A 13,351-nucleotide genomic window follows, 5' to 3' on the forward strand; every position below is an offset into this window, starting at 1 on the left:
CGCGTAGCCCGCACCGGACAGGGCAGCCGCCCAGCACGGGGCATGCGGGCGCAAGCCGACCTCCGGGGCCGTGGCGGAGTTGACGTTGAACGGCACTCCGTTGCGGTGCGGGTACAGCCCGGTCATCAGCATCCCCCGGCAGGGACTGCACACGGGGTAGTTGCTCACCGCGTCGGTGAGCACCCTGGCCCGGCCCGCCAGTTCGTCCAGAGCCGGGGTGAGCACCGGGTCCCTGCCCGTGCACCCCAACGCACCGGCGCGCCATTGGTCAGCGATGACGAACAGCAGATTCGGTGCCGCCGCCATCACTTGCCCATGCCCAGCGTGAGCCCTTCGGTCAACCGCCGGCCGAGCCACACGTACACGGCGAGCATCGGAAGGACGATGATGCACAGCCCGGCGAACAGTCCGCCCCAGTCCGCACCGCTGTAGGTCTGCTGCTGCACGAACGAGATGAGGGCCACCGGCAGGGTGTAGTTCTCCGTCGAGTGCAGCAGCGTCACGGCGAGGAGGGTTTCGTTCCAGTGCCCGATGAGCTGGAGGACGAACGCGGTCAGCATGCCGCCCTTGGCCATCGGCAGCATGACCCGCCAGAAAACCCCGGCCGGGGACGCCCCGTCCAGCGCCGCGGCCTCCTCCAACTCCGCGGGCAGCGAACGGAAGAACCCGGTCAGCAGGAAGACAGTGAACGGCATGGAGAGGCCGATGTAGACCAGGTTCAGCCCGACCAGGCTGTCGATCAGCCGCACCGAATTGAGCATAACGAACAGAGGAATCAGGATGACCTGGACCGGGACACCGAGCCCCAGCACGAAGAAGAGGGTGAGCCCCCGACTCAGCCGGGACTCCTGCCTGCTCAGCCAGTAGGCGGCGGGAGCCGCCACGGCGACCGTCAGCACCGAGGACACCAGGGTGACCCAGGTGCTGTTCCAGGTCGCGGTGGCGAAGTCGCTGACGGTCCAGGCTTCGACGAAATTCTCGACCGAGAACCCCTTCGGCAGCCCCCAGGGGGTGGCGAGGATCGAACGGGTGTCCCGGAACGCCTGCAGAGCCATCCAGCCGAGGCCGGCGACGTTCGCCAGCACGATCAGCCACATGAGCCCGACCCCCACCCGGCGCAGGGGTCCCGTCCCACTCAACGACGCCGGACCCCGCCGCCGGGCCGGCCATCGGCGGGTGGCCGGGGGCGCGATCGATGTACGCATCTCGTGCCTCTCAGAACTCGATGACGTCACGACGCATCACGCGCCGGAGCAGTACGACCAGCACGGTCACCAGGAAAAGGGACAGAACCGCCGAGGCGGTGGCCGCGCCGTAGGCCGGAATGGAGTCGCCGGAGAACGCCGTCACGTAGGTGTAGACCGCGGCCGTCCAGGTCTGGGCGGGCGGGACTCCGGTTCCGTTGCTGGCGCCGAAGATCCAGATGATCTCGAAGATCTTCACCGAGGAGATGGTCCACAACACCGCGCAGACGCCGAACACGTCCCAGGTCAGGGGCAGGATGACGTGCCTGAGTCGCTGCCATGCGTTGGCGCCCGCCAGTGCGCAGTCCTCGTAGTAATACGGTGGGATCCGGTCGACCCCCGCCATCAGGATGGTGGTGTAATAGCCGGTGGTCATCCAGACCATGGTCACCATGATGAGCGGGAACAGGTTGTCCTGGGCCAGCCACTGCGGCGGGGCGTCGACCCCGAGGGGTTTGAGTATCGAGTTGGCCAGCCCGTCCGGGTTGAAGATGAAGCCGACGAGGATGCCGTAGACCAGAGCGTTGACCAGGTGCGGGAAGAAGATGACGGAACGTACGATCTTTCGGCCCGCCATGTCCCGTAGGACCAGCGCCATCGCGAAGCTGAGCACGAAGATGGCGATTCCGACGACGAACAGCAGCTTCAACGTGTTGCCGAGGGACTGCCGGAACAGCGGATCTGCCACCAGGCCCCGGTAGTTGTCGATGCCGCTCCAGGTCATCGGCCCCGAGCCGGCCCACTTGTGGAAGCTGATCCACACCGCCCCGAAGATCGGGACGACGAACAGGACGACGTAGAGCAGCAGGGCCGGGCCCACGAACGGGACGAACAGGCGTCGTCGCTGATCGGCCAGGGATCCCCCACGGCGGGCCGGCGTCGAGCGGGTTTCGGGTGAACTCGCGCGCGGCAGGGCCGTCGTCGTCATCAGTTCTGCGTCTTCCAGTACGCGATCTGCGCGGCCTTCATCTTGCTCACGAACTGCTCCGCCGAGATCTTGCCCAGGAACAGCTCGTCGTCATTGGGCGAGAGGACCTTCTCGTTGTATCCGGGGAAGGCGACTCCGTCGAGCTGCTGGTGGTACGCCGACGCGTTGTCGAGCGTCGCCTTGACGTCGGCCAGCTCGGGTGCGGTGGTCGCGTCGCTACGGATCGGCAGCATCTTGGCCTCGGCACCGCTCGCGTCCTGGTACTTCTTGCCGAGGAAGAACGCGGCGAACTCCTGCGCCAGCTTGGCGTTCTTCGCCTTCTTCGGCACTGCGAACCCGAGGACGTCGGCGCGCTGGCTGTCCTGCGAACCAGTGGTCGGGAACGGGAAGGACCCGAATTCGAATCCGGCGGCGGCGTAGCTGGCCGACTCGGTGGGCATCCAGGAGCCCATGAACATGAGCGCGGCCCCGTTGTTCGCCCACTTCTGCTGCTGGGCGGGGAACTTGCTGGCCTGGTAGCCCTTGATGAAGTAACCGCCCTTGACCAACTGCTCGACCTTCTTGGCGGCGTCCAGCACCGCCGGGTCGTCCCACGCCGCCCCGGACTTGTCCGACGCCAGCTTCATCAGCGCTCCGGGCCCGCTTTCGCGCAGCACCATGGTGCCGAAGTAGGCGGCGTTGTAACCGGCGACATCACCGTCCGCCGCGATCGGCGTCTCGCCTGCAGCCTTGAGCCGGTCCAGCAGGGCAATGAACTCGCCCCAGGTCTTGGGCGGGTTGGTCTTCAGCTCGGGGTGCTTCGCCGCGTTGAACCAGACCGCGTCCGACTGGATCTGGTACGGCAGCATCCACGGCTGGCCGTCGGGGTACTTGATGTTGATGTTCTGCAGCAGCTTCGCCGGGATCAACTCCCCCGCGGGCTTGCCGTCGACCTGCGTCGCGTAGGCCTCCCCCAGGCCAAGCGCCTGCTTCGTCGCCGCCAACGCGGGGTACATCTTGAGGTATGGGCCGTCGACGAGGTCCGGCACGTCGTTCGTGTTGAGCGCGGGGACCAGCTTCTGCAGGTTGGTCCGGCCCTGCCACTGGACCTTGATCTTGACGTTGTGCTGCTGCTCGAAGTCGGCGATGGCGTCGGCCAGCACCTTCTGCTGTGGCTCGCCGCTCTTCCACATGGACCAGTAGGTGAACTCCTTGCCGGACTGCTCCGCAGCCGACCCGGAGCAACCGGTCAGAGCCAACGCAACGGCGGCCGCGACACCAGCCGCCAGCCGTGTGGACCATCGCGCACGACCAACTCGGGTTGCCACGAACAACACCTCCCGAAGACAGGGCAGCCAGCAAGCTGCGGGTTCACGAAATGTTCCGACCCGCCAAGAGAGGATTCAAGAAGTAATTCCCCCCAGGCTCAGCGGCCGAGCCGGCCGATCCCCCACCGGCTTGGCGCAGCGGGCCCGATCGGGAACCCCAAAAACGGGCACGAAGGCGGTAACGGGCCCTGATTGTCCAGGAATTGGCAGCGGACCCCAACCCGGGCCTGAGCGCTCGAGCGAGGAAAAACACCCCAGGAATCCTCGCGTATTACTTCTTTAATCCTGTCTTCGAGGCGGAGAGAATGGGCGAACCCAAAGGACCCGAAAAGACGGGCCCCGACCAGCGCGACCTGAGGTGAGAAGAGGACATGGTGGCCACGCAGCCAGACGCCGCTCCCCGCAGATCCCGGTCGGCCCGCGACGCCTCGACCCGAGACCTGAAGTTCCAACAGCTCGCCGGGGTGCTGCGCCGCGGGATCCTCGCCGGCGACTGGGCGGCGGGCACCAAACTGCCGACCGAGAGCCAACTGGCGAGGGAGACGGGTCTGTCCCTCACCACCGTCCGTCGCGCATACGAGGAACTCGTCGGGCAGGGGCTGGTCGTCCGCCGACAGGGCGCCGGCAGCTTCGTGACCGTGCCCAACCGCCGGGAACCACGCACCCGATGGTCCATCGGCGTACTCGTGCCCGACACCCAGCTCTACTACCCGCGCGTCCTGCAGGGCATCGAAGAGGCGTTGTCCGCGGCCGCCGCCCGCCTCCAACTGTCCACCTATCACTACGACCGCCGGGAGGAAGAACTCGACCTGCAGTTCCTGCTCGACTCCGGCGTCGACGGCCTGCTCCTGGTCCCCACCCTGCTCGGGCTGGACGACCCGGCCGGGCGGGCCGATCAGCTGATGTCCCTGCCCGTACCGGCGGTCCTGCTGGAGCGGCGGCTGGCCGACGCCGGCCCCGGTGACCGGACCGAACACGTGTGTTCCGACCACGGGGCCGGCGCGTACGACGCGGTCGCGCACCTGAACCGGCTCGGACACAACCAGATCGCCCTGCTCACGCGGGGCAACAACCCCACCGAGGCGGCGGTGAAGTCGGGGTTCGAGCGAGCCATGCAGGACCTGGGGCTGCCGGCCGACAACCAGCACTGCGCGGTCAAGGACCGGTGGGATCCCGACCTGGCAGACGAATACCTCTCGAGGCTGCTGGACTCGTCCGTCACCGCCGCCCTGGTGTTCGGCGACCGGGAGGCCGCACTCATCGAAGGCGCGGCCCGCCGCCGCGGGATCCGTATCCCCGAGCAGCTGGCGCTGGTCTCGTACGACGACGAGACCGCCGATGTCGCCGAGGTACCGCTGACCGCGGTGTCACCCCCCAAGTACCGCGTCGGCCGGATGGCCGCCGAAGTGCTGCTGCGCCGCCTGACCGAGGGCGACGCCTGTCCCCTCCACCAGATCCGCCTGCGGCCACGCATTGTCATCCGCGCCTCCTGCGGTGCTCGCCTGGCAGAGCGCTCATGAACACGATCCCGAATCAAGGAGCTCCATGCGTATCGGGCTGATCGGTGCCGGTGCCGTCGCGGACCTGCACGCGCACGCCGCCGAGTCCCTGCCACACGTACGTCTCACCGCCGTCTGTGACCTGGCCGAGGAGGCCGCCCGTCGGGTGGCCGCGCCCGTGGGGGCCGCGACCTTCACCGACTACCGGCACCTGATCGGCAGCGGTCTGGTCGACGCAGTCATCGTCAACACGCCACACGCGCTGCACCGGCAGATGGTGGTGGACGCCGCGGAGCTGGGCCTGCACGTGCTGGTCGAGAAGCCGATGGCGACCACGCTGACCGACTGCGACACGATGCGGGCCGCGTGCGAGGCATCCGGCGTCACCATGGTCGTGGGCCACATCCAGCACTTCCTGCCCGAGAAGGTGGCGGCAGAGGCGGTGCTGCGGCAGGGCGAGTACGGCGCTCCGGTCATGGTGCACGACTACCGCAGCACCGACTACCGGCCAGGCACCCGCTCCGCGTGGTTCTTCTCCACGGAAATCGCCGGCGGAGGTGCGCTGATGAACATCGGCACCCACTGTCTGGACCGGTCGGTCTGGCTCGGCGGGGCAACCGCGGTCAGCGTCACCGCTGCCACCGCACAGCGCTTCGGCGTCGCGGTGGAGACCGACGGGGTCATCCAGCTCGAGTTGGCGAATGACGTCTCGGCGTCCATCTCGGTGGTCTCCGACACCCCGCGCAGGATCGACGAGCTGATGGTCGTCTGCGAGCGAGGCGTGATCACCATCGATCCCCGGCGCGGCACCTTCGTCCGTCAGGACGGTCACACCCGGGTCATCCTGGAACCCAGCAGCTCGGACATCCCGAACGCTTTCCGGGCCCAGCTGGCCGACTTCGTGGCCGCCGTAGCGGGCGAGCCGCCCCGGGTCAGTCTCCGCCACGGTCGACACGTGGTCGAGCTGGTCCTAGCTGCCTACGAGTCCGCCGCCCTCGGCAAATCGGTCACGGTCGGCGCGCTGCCCTCCTCGGCCTCCCTCGCCTGATGGCCGCCGTGCTTCCACCCCTCGACCCGGCACGCTCGGCCCACACCGGCTGGACCCGCGCACACTGGGAGGCATTCGCCGACCATCTCCTGCAAGGCGCGCGGGCACACTCCTCGCCGTCGCATGCCCGGGTACGGTTCCCATCCGACGCGCGAGAGCTGGACGCCACCGACGAGCTGGAAGGCTTCGCCCGTGCGTTCCTGCTCGCGGCGCTACGCATCGCCGGTGCACGCGGAATCGACGACGGGCTATGCGAGTGGTACGCCGACGCACTGGCGGCCGGTTCCGACCCGGGCCATCCCGAGGCCTGGCCCGCGATCGGGCACCACGGTCAGCCCCTGGTCGAGGCGACCGCAATCGCGGTCGCCCTGCACTGGACCCGGCCGTGGCTGTGGGACCGGCTTCCCGAGCCCGTCCGGCAACGAGTGGTCTCCTGGCTGTCGGGATCAATCGGCGCCTGGAGCGCCGACAACAACCACGTGATGTTCGGCGCTACCGTCCAGGCATTCCTGGCGTCGGTCGGGGCCGACCACGACATGCTCGAGATCGACGGCGCGTTGGCGCGCATCGAGGACTGGTACGCCGGGGACGGCTGGTACACCGACGGGCGCGGCCGGCGCTTCGACCACTACAACGCCTGGACCTTCCACCTCTACCCATTCTTCATCACCGACATGCTGGGCGAGGCCCGGCGTCCGCACGTCACGCAGACCTACCGCACCCGGCTGCGGATGTTCCTCAACGACTACCAGCACCTGTTCGACGGCACCGGCAGCCCGCTGCTGCAGGGACGGTCCCTGATCTACCGCTGGGGTGTGGTGGCGCCCTTCTGGATGGGTGCCCTGCAGGACGCGACCCCGCTGTCACCCGGCCGGACCCGCCGGCTCGCCAGCGGTGTACTGCGGCACTTCGTCGACCACGGCGTCGGCGCGGACGGCACGCTCGGGCTGGGTTGGCACCATGACACCGACAGCCTGCTGCAGCCGTACAACGCACCCGGATCGCCACACTGGGCCAGCAAGGGATTCCTCGGTCTGCTGCTGCCCGCGGACCACCCGGTCTGGACCGCTGCCGAGGAACCGCTGGAACTGGAGGAGCGTGACGTGCTGCGCCCGCTGCCCGGACCCGGCTGGCTCGTACACGGCACGCGGGACGACGGGATCGTGCGGGTGCTCAACCACGGCAGCGACGGACACCCACGCAAGGACGACCCGCTGTACCGCAGACTCGCGTTCAGCACCCGCACCGCGCCGGTGGACACCCCGGTGCGGGACAACCGGATCGACGTCGCGCTGGCCGGCACCGGCGCCTCGCGGCACCGGGGCCTGCGGGCTGGCACCGCCAGGCCCGACAGCGCGTCGTCCTGCTACCACCTGGACGGCCAGGGCCGGGACGTCCTCGTCGACGTCGCGACGACCGTCTTCGGGCCCGCCGAGCTGCGGCTGGTCCGGGTACGCGGCGCGGTCGCCCTGCCGTTGCGCATCAGCGGGTACGCCGTCTCGGCGCACTCGCCCCTATCCGTCACCGCCGACCACGGGTGGGTCCGCGCGAGCCGCGACGATGGACTCTCGACGCTGCTCGCCCTGGTCGGCGGCGGGACCGGCGACGGCGGCGTGCAGATCGAGGCCACCCTCGATGCGCAGGACGCGGCATTCGGCCCGCATGTCGGCGTGCCGTGGCTCGCGTTCACGCCCAGCGCCGACTTCGAGGTGCGGGTCGCCTGTCTGGTCGCCCTCACCGGCCAGCCATGGGATCCTGCTGGGCTGCTCGCGTCGTTGTCCGTGCGGTGGATGCCCAACGGCGCACGGGTCAACCGGGGCGCCGAGGTCCGGCACGTGCCCTGGGTGGGCGAGGCCCGGTGGGCAGCCGATGCGATCAACCAGGGCGTGTTCCGCGTCAGCGGCTGAACCCTCACCGACACACCATTTCCTCGTCGGATGGCAGCCCGTATGTCAGGAGCGTGATCATGGCCAGCCGAGACCCACAGCGGCCGAACATCCTCTTCATCCTCAGCGACGACCAGGGCCCCTGGGCCATGGGCTGCGCCGGCAACGAGGAGATTCAAACTCCACGGCTGGATTCCCTCGCGGCGTCCGGGACCCGGCTGGACAACTTCTTCTGCACCTCCCCGGTGTGCTCGCCCGCCAGGGCGAGCCTGTTCACCGGCCAGATACCGTCCCGGCACGGTGTCCATGACTACCTCGACGGGGTGCACGTCGGGCCGGGCGCGGTGGACTACCTCGCCGGGCAACGGCTGTTCACCGACGAGTTGGCGGAGGCCGGCTATCGGCTGGGGCTGACTGGCAAATGGCACCTGGGCGCCAACGACCGACCGCGGCCCGGCTTCGTCCACTGGTACGCGCACGAGAGCGGCGGCAGTCCGTATTATGGGGCGTCGATGTATCGGGGCGGCCGGCCGGAGACGGTGCACGGCTACCTCACCGATGTCCTGGCCGAAGACGCGGGCACCTTCCTGCGCGCCGAGGTCGGGCGGCCCGAACCGTTCTACCTGTCGCTGCACTTCACCGCTCCGCACAAGCCGTGGCGGGGGCAGCACCCACCCGAGGTCGAGAGCGTCTATCGCGACTGCGCGTTCGCGTCGTGCCCCCAGGAACCCTGGCATCCCTGGCTTCCGCTCGTAGCTGGCGTACCGATCGGGGGTGAGGCGGACACCCGCGCCGCGCTCGTGGGCTACTTCGCCGCGGTCACCGCGATGGACAGCGCCATCGGTCGGCTGCTCGATCGCCTCGACGAACTGGGGCTGATCGACAGCACCTTGGTGATGTTCAGCAGCGACAACGGGTTCAACGCCGGTCACCACGGTATCTGGGGCAAGGGCAACGGAACCTATCCCCAAAACATGTACGACACCTCGGTCAAGGTCCCGGCCATCGTCGCCCAGCCCGGCCGGATCGTGGCCGGCCAGGTACGGCACGAACTGCTGTCGGCCTATGACGTCGGCGCTACGCTGCTGGAGTTGGCCGGGTTGGACGCGCGCCGGTTCGAGCAGGGCCCGGGCCGGTCGTTCGCCGGGCTGCTCACCGGGCCCAACAATGAGGGCGACGTCGCGGACCGCCCGATCGTGGTCTACGACGAGTACGGTCCGGTGCGGATGATCCGTACCGCCGAATGGAAGTACGTACACCGCTACCCCGATGGCCCGCACGAGCTGTACGACCTTGTGCGCGACCCGGATGAACGGGTCAATCGGGTTGATGAGCCCGACATCCGGGACATCGTCCGCGGCATGCGGGCCGACCTCGACGGATGGTTCACCGAGCACGCGGATCCCTCTCTGGACGGCCGCCGGCTACCGGTTGTCGGGGCAGGCCAGGTCGGCCCGGTGGGGCTGGACCCGTACGGCGCCTTCCAGCCACCGGGTTGGGACATGCCCACCGGCCCCTGAGAGATCGCCGAATCGAGACGTATGCCGGTAACGGGGCAACTGACGGAGCGATTTGATCGTTCAGCCCTATGCGATCGCCGAACGCGGGAGAGTCGGCGTAGAGCCGCGCGTACCAGAGGAGGATTCGTGCGAGCAACGCACCGCCGCCTGCTGGCGCTGCTCGGGATCACCGCGGCGGTTCCGCTGGCCGAGTCCCTCGCGCTGGTGCTGCTCGGGTTCATCCCGGCAGAAGGGCTGGCACCGCAGGTCACGGCGGTCTGGCCGTACGACTCCTACCACGACATGCGCTGGCTGCTCGTCTACCACAACACCTGGCTGTTGTTCGGCGCCGGCCTGCTGACCCTGATCGCGCTGCGCGGGGTGCTGACCGCGGCGATCGTCAACCTGGCCTGGCCGACGCACACGCCACGGCCGCCGTACCGAGATCTTCTCCTCCGCAACGTCGGGGTAGCGGCGTTCGGGGCCGTCCTCGTCCTGCCGTACGCCGCGTACTCGATCGGCGCCTCGGTGGTCTCGCTGTCCTGGTTCCTGTTCGCCGCACTGGGTCCGATGATTGTGCTCGCCCCCTTCCTGCAGCGGATGTCGGTGGGTCGGGCGTGGTGGCGTGGATTGCCGTCGGCCGAACTGGTCGGCTGGTCGCTGCTCGACTTCGCGGTGATCACGGTTCTCGGCGGGCTGGTGTGGCGCACTCCGGACGTGTGGACGCCACTCGTCACCGCGGCCGCCGGCGCGCTCAACGGCCTGCTGTGGCGGCAGACGGTACGCGCGGCCGTCCTGCAGAGGCGGGTGCGCTGGCGGCAGGTGCCGGTCGTGCCGATCGTCGTGGTGCTCGCCCTGGCCGTCCCGCTGGCGTCGCAGGCGCTCTCCCAGCCCGGCAAACAGGCCAACACCTTCACGCCGCCGATCTTCACCCGGCCGCTGCCACCGCGGGTGCCCTACGCGGTCATCCTGCTGGCCGGGCACGACTCCGCGTACGACGGCCGCCCCGCGGCGGATCCGAACGTGGAGCTGTTCTCATACGTCGGCCTGGACTCGGATGCTCGGCCGCTGCCATACCGGCCGGAGGCCACCCACCGGTCGTTGGACTCCAGCGCACAGTTGCTCGCCGCGCAGGTCGAGGCGGTCCACCGGCGGACCGGCCGACAGATCGCCCTGGTCGGACAGAGCGAGGGGGTGATGGTGGCCCGCACCTACCTGCGGGACCGGCCCAACTCTCCGGTGCGGGCGCTGGCGATGTTCAGCCCGCTGGTCCGCGCCGGCCGGACGTACTATCCCCCGCCGGAGGCCAATACCGGTTGGGGGCTGGCCGCCGGGTGGCTGCTGCGGGTGATGTTCAAGGTGACGACCATCGGCAACCGGGCCGCCAGCACGCCCGACGAGCCGTTCATCCGCTCACTGCTGGATGGCGCGCCCTTCTACCGCTACCAGACGCTGTGCCCGATCCCCGGCGTACGCGTCATCGCCTTCCTACCCACGGTGAGCGCAGCCGAGGCCCCACCCGGCCAGACGTTCAAGATCCCGGTGGTCGAAGTGCCGACCTTCCACGCGAGGGTCATCGGCCGGGTAGGCGCCAACGACGTGCTGATCGACTTCCTCGCCGGGGCAACCATCAATCGCCCTCGCCGCGAGTTCCGCCCGCTCCAGCAACTGGCGGATGCCTGGCACGCACCGTCCCTGGCGATCCAGCTCAATCCGGTATGGCGGCCCACCGCGCCTCCCGGCCCGCCCTTCTCACAGGCCCGGTTCTGCTCAAACCCGTGACCGGCTCCAACCTCGCGGCGGCCTCCCGCACGAGTACCAACACACCGCGCGACCCGCGCGGACGGCCGACCATGCTCAGCCCCGAGCAGGTGCGCTCCAACAACGACAACGATCCCTGCACATAAGCGAACGCAAGCCGCCGTGGCTCCGCCCGCTTGCAGTACTAATCGAACCTCTTCAGATGCGCCGCGATGGCGCGAAGGATTTCCTCCTCGCGAGCCGGAATGCGGCCGTCGGGTTGCGGCCCCACGTTGAGCAGCAGGTTGCAGCCGGCCGCCCAGGCCCGCTTCAGAACGGCGAGCAGATCATCCGTGGATCTGTAGGCATCGTCCTCGGGCTGGTAACCCCAGCTCTTGTTCATGGTCAGGCAGGTTTCCTTGGGGCCGTCCAGAACCGTGCCGGTGTTGAACCCTGCGGTGTTCTCGCCCGGCAGGTCGTTTTCGAAACCCTGTACGTCCTCGCCCGGCGGCAGCGGGACGTCCTTGCGGTTGTTCAGCACGACGGCATCCGGCTGCAGCCGGTGGACCAGGTCGTAGAGCGCCGGGTAGTTGTAGTCGCCGCCCGGGGCGAACCAGTCGGGGTGCGCACGCCACCACTTCGAGCGGGGCCAGTCCCCGTCGAACCAGACCTGGCCGATCTCGCCGTACCTGGTACACAGTTCCTCGACCTGGCCGTGCAGAAACCCGAGGTAGTCGTCCCAGGCGAGGCCGGACTCGCGCCGGAACCGGAAGGCCGGGTGGTGCCAGTCGATCAGCGACACGTAGCAGCCGAGCTTGATCCCGCGCTTTGCGCAGGCCTCGGCGAGCTCGGCAATCGGGTCGCGGCCGAACGGGGTATTGGTGACCTTGAAGTCGGACAGGGCGGTGTCGTACATCGAGAATCCGTCATGGTGCCGGGAGGTGATGGTGATGTAGCGCTGTCCGGCGTCCTGCGCCAGGTCGGCCCACCGCTCGGCGTCGAACTGGTCAGCTTCCAGCCGGCGCATGAGTTGCTCGTATTCCGCGACGGGAGTGCGGGACTCGAACATGTCCCATTCGCCCTTGCCGCGAAGGGCGTACAGGCCCCAGTGGACGAACATCCCAAACTTCGCCTCCCGATACCAGGCGAGGCCCCTGGGCGAAGCTTGTCGTGCTGCCATTGATATCCCTTTCCTGACCAATCGTGCTCTCGGTCAGTCGACTCACCGGGGTACCCGACCACGGAAAGGTTGTCCGGTTCCCGCTCCTGTCGGCGTTCAGCAAGACCCCCGAGGGCATCCGTGGCGTGATAGAGCGGTACTCAACTACAGCTCCAACGAAGGAATCAATGAGCACTTCGGGGCAGCAAGCCCTGGGACTGAACCCATCGCCGTACACCCGCTGCCAACGTGGCCAGCGGCGGTTCGGAAGGGTGCCAAGCCCGCTCGTACTCCCAAGAAATCCATCCGTCATAGCCACGGTCCCGAACCGCAGCGGCGACCTCAGCGAGTGGTAACGCGCCCGCGGCGGGGGGCCTGGGCGTCAGGTCCGCACGACTGACCACGTCCTTGATCTGCACATACGCCAGTCGGCCGGAGAGCAGATCGAGCGAGTCGGACGGATCCTCCGCGCCGAGCCACGTGTGCAGAACGTCCCAGACGACGGTGGCTTCGGCGCACCCGGGCTGGTCGATGATCCGCCGTACATCAGCAGCGCGGTGGTGGCTGTCATGTGTCTCGAGAGCCACCGAGACGCCAAGTCCTTGACAACCCTCGATGATCCTCGCCAGTCGCCGCGCCCCACGCTGGTCGTCCGCGTTGGTGGCCGGACGCGGGCGCCGTCCGCCGGGAAACACCCGCAGGTACCTGGCGCCGATGTCGTAGGCCAGCCGCGCGTGGCCGAGCCCGGCCGAGACGACCACGTCGTCGTCGACGTCCGGGTCACAGATTCGCACATAGCTCGCGACGCTGAGGGCCGTGATGCTCGCCGCGCCCAGTTGGCGGGAGACAACCTGCCGCTGCGCGCCGTCCAAGCCGGTGTGCACCGGCTCGTCCGGCCCGGCACGCAACTCGAGGCCGTGGTAGCCCTGATCCATAGCGATTTCGACGACGCTCGACAGCTTCATGCCTGGGCAGCCGAGGGTGGAGAAGGCCAGTGGCATGTCCGAGGTTCTCCTACCAATCCTTCTTGAATCGTCCTTT

General features: G+C 68.6%; 11 protein-coding genes. 5 read left to right on the plus strand and 6 right to left on the minus strand.

Annotated elements, in window-relative coordinates; genetic code table 11:
* The 4 genes from FXF52_RS29080 to FXF52_RS29095 all read right to left on the minus strand — a co-directional run.
* A partial coding sequence (locus FXF52_RS29080; protein ID WP_148801528.1) for a sulfatase-like hydrolase/transferase occupies window positions 1–306 on the minus strand: 306 nt, incomplete at its 3' end.
* Window positions 306–1,112 carry a carbohydrate ABC transporter permease gene (locus FXF52_RS29085; protein ID WP_222870733.1) on the minus strand — a complete coding sequence of 269 codons (807 nt, stop codon included), beginning with the start codon at window positions 1,110–1,112 and terminating at the stop codon, window positions 306–308. The genes FXF52_RS29085 and FXF52_RS29080, both read right to left, overlap by 1 nt.
* Window positions 1,113–1,215: 103 nt before the next feature.
* Window positions 1,216–2,172, minus strand: coding sequence for a carbohydrate ABC transporter permease (locus FXF52_RS29090; RefSeq protein ID WP_148801530.1), 957 nt, complete (start codon window positions 2,170–2,172; stop codon window positions 1,216–1,218).
* Entirely contained in the window at window positions 2,172–3,410 is a 1,239-nt protein-coding gene (locus FXF52_RS29095) for an extracellular solute-binding protein (RefSeq protein ID WP_222870734.1), read from the minus strand. Before FXF52_RS29095 ends, FXF52_RS29090 begins: the two co-directional genes overlap by 1 nt.
* Before the next feature lie 440 nt (window positions 3,411–3,850).
* Between FXF52_RS29095 and FXF52_RS29100 the strand changes: the two genes are divergently transcribed.
* The 5 genes from FXF52_RS29100 to FXF52_RS29120 all read left to right on the plus strand — a co-directional run bounded on the left by FXF52_RS29100 (window position 3,851) and on the right by FXF52_RS29120 (window position 11,193).
* The gene (locus FXF52_RS29100) at window positions 3,851–4,999 is read left to right on the plus strand and encodes a substrate-binding domain-containing protein (RefSeq protein WP_148801532.1); all 1,149 of its coding nucleotides are present in this window, start codon (window positions 3,851–3,853) and stop codon (window positions 4,997–4,999) included.
* A 25-nt stretch (window positions 5,000–5,024) separates the two neighbouring features.
* Window positions 5,025–6,026, plus strand: coding sequence for a Gfo/Idh/MocA family protein (locus FXF52_RS29105; protein WP_148801533.1), 1,002 nt, complete (start codon window positions 5,025–5,027; stop codon window positions 6,024–6,026).
* Window positions 6,026–7,933, plus strand: a complete 1,908-nt coding sequence (locus FXF52_RS29110) for a DUF2264 domain-containing protein (RefSeq protein WP_148801534.1) — start codon at window positions 6,026–6,028, stop codon at window positions 7,931–7,933. Before FXF52_RS29105 ends, FXF52_RS29110 begins: the two co-directional genes overlap by 1 nt.
* Window positions 7,934–7,992: 59 nt before the next feature.
* Complete coding sequence (locus tag FXF52_RS29115) at window positions 7,993–9,432, plus strand: sulfatase-like hydrolase/transferase (RefSeq protein WP_148801535.1); 1,440 nt, start codon at window positions 7,993–7,995, stop codon at window positions 9,430–9,432.
* 126 nt (window positions 9,433–9,558) lie between these two features.
* A complete protein-coding gene (locus FXF52_RS29120) occupies window positions 9,559–11,193 on the plus strand; it encodes a hypothetical protein (RefSeq protein ID WP_255472451.1) in 1,635 nt (544 codons plus the stop codon).
* Between the two features lie 163 nt (window positions 11,194–11,356).
* Here FXF52_RS29120 and FXF52_RS29125 read toward each other — a convergent pair whose 3' ends face one another.
* Complete coding sequence (locus tag FXF52_RS29125) at window positions 11,357–12,331, minus strand: alpha-L-fucosidase (RefSeq protein ID WP_148801536.1); 975 nt, start codon at window positions 12,329–12,331, stop codon at window positions 11,357–11,359.
* A 164-nt stretch (window positions 12,332–12,495) separates the two neighbouring features.
* The gene (locus FXF52_RS29130; protein WP_148801537.1) at window positions 12,496–13,311 is read right to left on the minus strand and encodes a sugar phosphate isomerase/epimerase; all 816 of its coding nucleotides are present in this window, start codon (window positions 13,309–13,311) and stop codon (window positions 12,496–12,498) included.
* Window positions 13,312–13,351: the final 40 nt, after the last annotated feature.

The sequence above is a fragment of the Micromonospora sp. MP36 genome (assembly GCF_008119785.1).
Taxonomy (GTDB): Bacteria; Actinomycetota; Actinomycetes; order Mycobacteriales; family Micromonosporaceae; genus Micromonospora.

Coding starts and splice junctions, on each gene's coding strand:
- FXF52_RS29100 (WP_148801532.1), top strand. CDS start 3,851: ATGGTGGCCACGCAGCCAGACGCCGCTCCCCGCAGATCCCGGTCGGCC.
- FXF52_RS29090 (WP_148801530.1), bottom strand. CDS start 2,172: ATGACGACGACGGCCCTGCCGCGCGCGAGTTCACCCGAAACCCGCTCG.
- FXF52_RS29130 (WP_148801537.1), bottom strand. CDS start 13,311: ATGCCACTGGCCTTCTCCACCCTCGGCTGCCCAGGCATGAAGCTGTCG.
- FXF52_RS29125 (WP_148801536.1), bottom strand. CDS start 12,331: ATGGCAGCACGACAAGCTTCGCCCAGGGGCCTCGCCTGGTATCGGGAG.
- FXF52_RS29115 (WP_148801535.1), top strand. CDS start 7,993: ATGGCCAGCCGAGACCCACAGCGGCCGAACATCCTCTTCATCCTCAGC.
- FXF52_RS29105 (WP_148801533.1), top strand. CDS start 5,025: ATGCGTATCGGGCTGATCGGTGCCGGTGCCGTCGCGGACCTGCACGCG.
- FXF52_RS29110 (WP_148801534.1), top strand. CDS start 6,026: ATGGCCGCCGTGCTTCCACCCCTCGACCCGGCACGCTCGGCCCACACC.